The following is a 3694-nucleotide window of genomic DNA, read 5'->3' as shown; positions in this document are numbered from 1 at the left end:
CAACACCACCCACACCATCAGCCACCGCCTGCACTGGTCGAACTGGCGCCGCCGACACCAAGCCCGCGCCCGCACCAGCCACTACCACCGCCGCGCCCACACCAGCCATCAACCAACATCTACATAACGAACCTGGGCTGTCGTACTAAGTTAGTAGAGATTGACCTTCCGCCAACTACTGCCGAATCCGTCAGAAGACGCTTTACGGACCGGACGGTCTTCGGTGGGCCCTGTCTGTTGATCGACCGCAGAGGGGCTTGGCGCTCGATGCGACTACCGACCCCAGGTACGACTTACCCTGCTGCCCGGCCGTCGGATCACCGCTGACGCATGACGCGATGCAGATCCGGATCTTGTCACAGCGCATTTAGGCGCAAGAGCGGCAGCACACTCACGGTTGGTCGCATCAGCCGCCACGCTACCGTACCGGTGCGAGCGCTACCCCGCTGTCGGACCTCATGGCCGAGCATGCAGATACGAGCGGCCCAGGAACCTACGACCAGTTCCTCGCGCTGTTCCGAGACTCGGTCATCGGCATCGTCGGCATCGTCAGCATCGGGGCGTGACGCATGACGAGCAAGGCCAGACTGTCACAAGCTCGGGCTTCGCCGCCGGTCGAACGACACTCACGGCGATGGAAAGCCACGTATCCTCGCCTTCGCCGACCCTGACGCGGCGTCACAGCGCCGGGGTCACAGTGCAACGCCGGCATACCCGGCCGAGCACTGCTGCAGATGGCGGCAGCCGACCCCGACTGTATGGGCGTGCTTGTCAACAGTGCGACCCGCCCGATCAGTCTCGTCATCAGCAAGGCGACTGCCGGGGACGGTGAGGCCGAGCATGTCGATCAGCCAGCCCGGTCCGCCGGTGGTGTTTCGTGTGAGGAGGAGGGCGCCGAGTTCGGCGTGGGTGGCGGGGCTGGCGCGACGGAAGAACTCCTCGCAGATCTGCAGGAGGAGTTGCAGCTGGCCGTGATCGTGCGGAACGTCTCCGGTGACCATCGGTGGCCTTGGGTCAGCCGTTCGCGGCGGCGTGCTCGGCGGCGTGCTTCGACCTCGCTGGCGGCGCCACAGCGCGGTAGACGGCCGAGAGTCATCGGTGGATCCGGGACGGCACCGCCATGGCTGGTGCCGTCCCGGATCTCAGGTCGGCCGGCGGACTCAGTGGGCTGCCGCAACCCGCTGGGGTCTGGCCTGCAGGGCGATCCGCTGGAAGACCTCGGCCTGGGTCGGGTAGCAGTGCACCGTGTCGGCGACTGCTTCCAGCGTCAGCCGGTTCGTGATCGCCAGCGTCAGCTCGCTGATCATCTCGCCGGCGTGTGTTGCCACGAGGGTTGCGCCGGCGATCTCGCCGCTGCCGCTGCGGGTGTGGATCGCCCCGAAACCCTCGTCCTCGCCGTCGATGAAGGCCCGCTCCACCTTGGTCAGGTCGAGCCTGTACGTGTCGATGGCGACGCCCTCGTCGCGGGCCCGGCGTGGGGTCAGGCCCACCTCGGCCACCTCGGGGTCGGTGTAGGTGCAGTGGGGAATCACGAGGTCCCGGGCCGGGCGATGTGCTGCATCCAGGGCGTTGGCGATGCAGAGCCGCGCAGTCGCGTTGGCTGCGTGCGTGTACTTCAGCGGGAAGGAAGCATCTCCGGCGGCATAGATGTCGGGGTTGGCGGTGCGCAGGTACGCATCCACCGCCACGCCATCCCCGGCGTCGTGGACCCCGGCCGCGTCCAGGTTCAGATGCTCGACGTTCGCCTTGCGGCCGGTGGCGAGCAGCAGGGCATCGTACGGCAGCTCGCGTGTCCCGCCGGGGCCGAGCGCCAGCAGCCGGCCAGCGCCTGCCCGTACCGCCGTAAATCCCAGATGCAGCCGAATCCCTTCCTGCTCGAACCGGCGGCGGATCAGCTCGCCGGCCTCCGGCTCGTCCTGGGACAGCAGGGTCGTGGGGTGGCTGACCAGGTCCACCTCGCTGCCGAGGCGGCGGAAGGCCTGGGCGAGCTCGCACGCCTGCGGGCCGCTGCCGATAACGACCAACCGGGAGGGCTGCTCGGTCAGGGCGAAGACGGTCTCGTTGGTCAGGTACTCGCCGGTCCGCAGGCCGTCGATGGCGGGCACCACGGGCTCCGATCCGGTGGCGATCACCGCCTTGCGGAACCGCAGCGGCCGGCCGTCGACCTCCGCGGCGTTCGGGGCGGTGAAGCGGGTGTGGCCGAGGTAGACCTCCACCCCCGCCTCCTCGGCCATCTGGACTGCGTCGCCGGCGCTGCTCATGGAGCGCATCCGGCGGACCCGCTCCATGACCGCGCCGAAATCGGTTCGGGGCGGGGCGTCGAGCCGGAATCCGAGCTCGGCTCCGCGGCCCGCATCGTGAACCGCGCGTGCGCACCGGATCAGCGCCTTGCTCGGCGTGCAGCCGAAGTTGACACAGGTGCCCCCGGTCAGCCGTTGCTCCGTCATCGCGACGCGGTGCCCGCCTGCGGCGGCCGTCGTGGCGGCGGTGAGGCCGGCCGGTCCGCCGCCGACCACCACCACGTCGTAGTCGCCACCGTCGCGGTTGACCCAGTCGGGCGGGTGGCCCTGGTGGATCGTCCGCCGGTTGTGCACGTCGTCCGGGCACAGCTCGATGGTCGTCATGGCGCACCCCCGTCACGCGGGCTGTCGTACCGCGGTCCCAAGACGGTTGTCGATCAAGTACCGCCAGCGGCCGTCGGAGCCGCGGCGCGCCACATCGCTGGCCGTGCCGGCGACGTGCACGTGCCGGCCGTCGGGACCGGGGCCGTCGATCGCCCAGTCGACCACGATCTCGGCGATGTCGCCGGCCACGAACACATGGCGCGCCTTGGCCGCCAGCGGCAGGCCGAGGCTGATGTCGCGCTCGAGCTCGGCCGCGACCTCGGCGCTGTCGGTGACGGTCCGCCCGTCGTCGGCGACGAGTACCGCCCCCTCGTACAGGGCCATCAACTCGCCGACCTTGCCGGAGTTGAAACGCTCGACCAGCGCGGGGATGACGCCCTCGGGTGCCGTGGGGAGGGAAAAGGACTCGGACATCGCGATCTCCTCTCCGGGTTGGTGGAGTTGCGATGGCTCCCACGCTATCGGCGAGTGATGGGGTAACCGGAGGAGGAGGCGGGTGATGGCCGTCCTGGAGGATCACCCTCCATTTCACGAACGCATGCGGATGATCGTCTTCCCGCGAAGCCGCTCGGTCGGGTCGAGGACGGCGACGGCATCGTCGAGGGTCGCAATGGTGCCGATGTTGGTGCGCAGCCGTCCGTCCCGCACCCGGCGGACGATCTCACCGAGTTGCGCGCGATCGGACTCGACGACGAAGTCGATCGCCAAGCCGCCGGCGGGCCGCGCCTCGGCCGGCCCGACGACGGTCACCAGGACTCCTCCGGCGCGGATCAGGCCCGCGGAGCGGCGCTGAATGTCGCCGCCGATGACGTCGAAGACCAAGTCGACGCCGCCGACGTCCTCCAACGGCGCCTCACCAGCCACCGTCATGTTCATGAACGCGAACACACTGTCATCGGCAGTTCAGAAGCCTCGGCGCGCTGCAGGACCCAATCACCCACCGTTACGAGTAGCGATGGGACGCCGCGCACCAATGGCGGCATGACAGCGCGCGGTATCAGCACCTGCGCACCTGGTCAGAGGCGGCAGCTCTGATGATCTACGATGGTCGGTGTGCCGGTTCGCCCAGT

At 69.1% G+C, this 3694-nt stretch carries 4 protein-coding genes; all 4 read right to left on the bottom strand.

The window, feature by feature from the left end; genetic code table 11:
* Positions 1–692: 692 nt before the first annotated feature.
* The 4 genes from ABZ321_RS58130 to ABZ321_RS58115 all read right to left on the bottom strand — a co-directional run bounded on the left by ABZ321_RS58130 (position 693) and on the right by ABZ321_RS58115 (position 3500).
* Complete coding sequence (locus ABZ321_RS58130; protein WP_354905678.1) at positions 693–1001, bottom strand: hypothetical protein; 309 nt, start codon at positions 999–1001, stop codon at positions 693–695.
* A gap of 159 nt (positions 1002–1160) precedes the next feature.
* Positions 1161–2624, bottom strand: coding sequence for an FAD-dependent oxidoreductase (locus ABZ321_RS58125; protein WP_354905675.1), 1464 nt, complete (start codon positions 2622–2624; stop codon positions 1161–1163).
* A gap of 12 nt (positions 2625–2636) precedes the next feature.
* Complete coding sequence (locus ABZ321_RS58120; protein ID WP_354905673.1) at positions 2637–3038, bottom strand: DUF4440 domain-containing protein; 402 nt, start codon at positions 3036–3038, stop codon at positions 2637–2639.
* Positions 3039–3152: 114 nt separating this feature from the next.
* Positions 3153–3500 (bottom strand): zinc-binding dehydrogenase, encoded by a 348-nt coding sequence (locus ABZ321_RS58115; protein ID WP_354905670.1) that lies wholly within the window; start codon positions 3498–3500, stop codon positions 3153–3155.
* Positions 3501–3694 lie beyond the last annotated feature (194 nt).

Source organism: Dactylosporangium sp. NPDC006015 (genome assembly GCF_040614215.1).
GTDB lineage: Bacteria > Actinomycetota > Actinomycetes > Mycobacteriales > Micromonosporaceae > Dactylosporangium > Dactylosporangium maewongense.
This window is presented reverse-complemented; position numbering and strand designations above follow the sequence as displayed.

Coding starts and splice junctions, on each gene's coding strand:
- ABZ321_RS58130 (WP_354905678.1), bottom strand. CDS start 1,001: ATGGTCACCGGAGACGTTCCGCACGATCACGGCCAGCTGCAACTCCTC.
- ABZ321_RS58125 (WP_354905675.1), bottom strand. CDS start 2,624: ATGACGACCATCGAGCTGTGCCCGGACGACGTGCACAACCGGCGGACG.
- ABZ321_RS58120 (WP_354905673.1), bottom strand. CDS start 3,038: ATGTCCGAGTCCTTTTCCCTCCCCACGGCACCCGAGGGCGTCATCCCC.
- ABZ321_RS58115 (WP_354905670.1), bottom strand. CDS start 3,500: ATGAACATGACGGTGGCTGGTGAGGCGCCGTTGGAGGACGTCGGCGGC.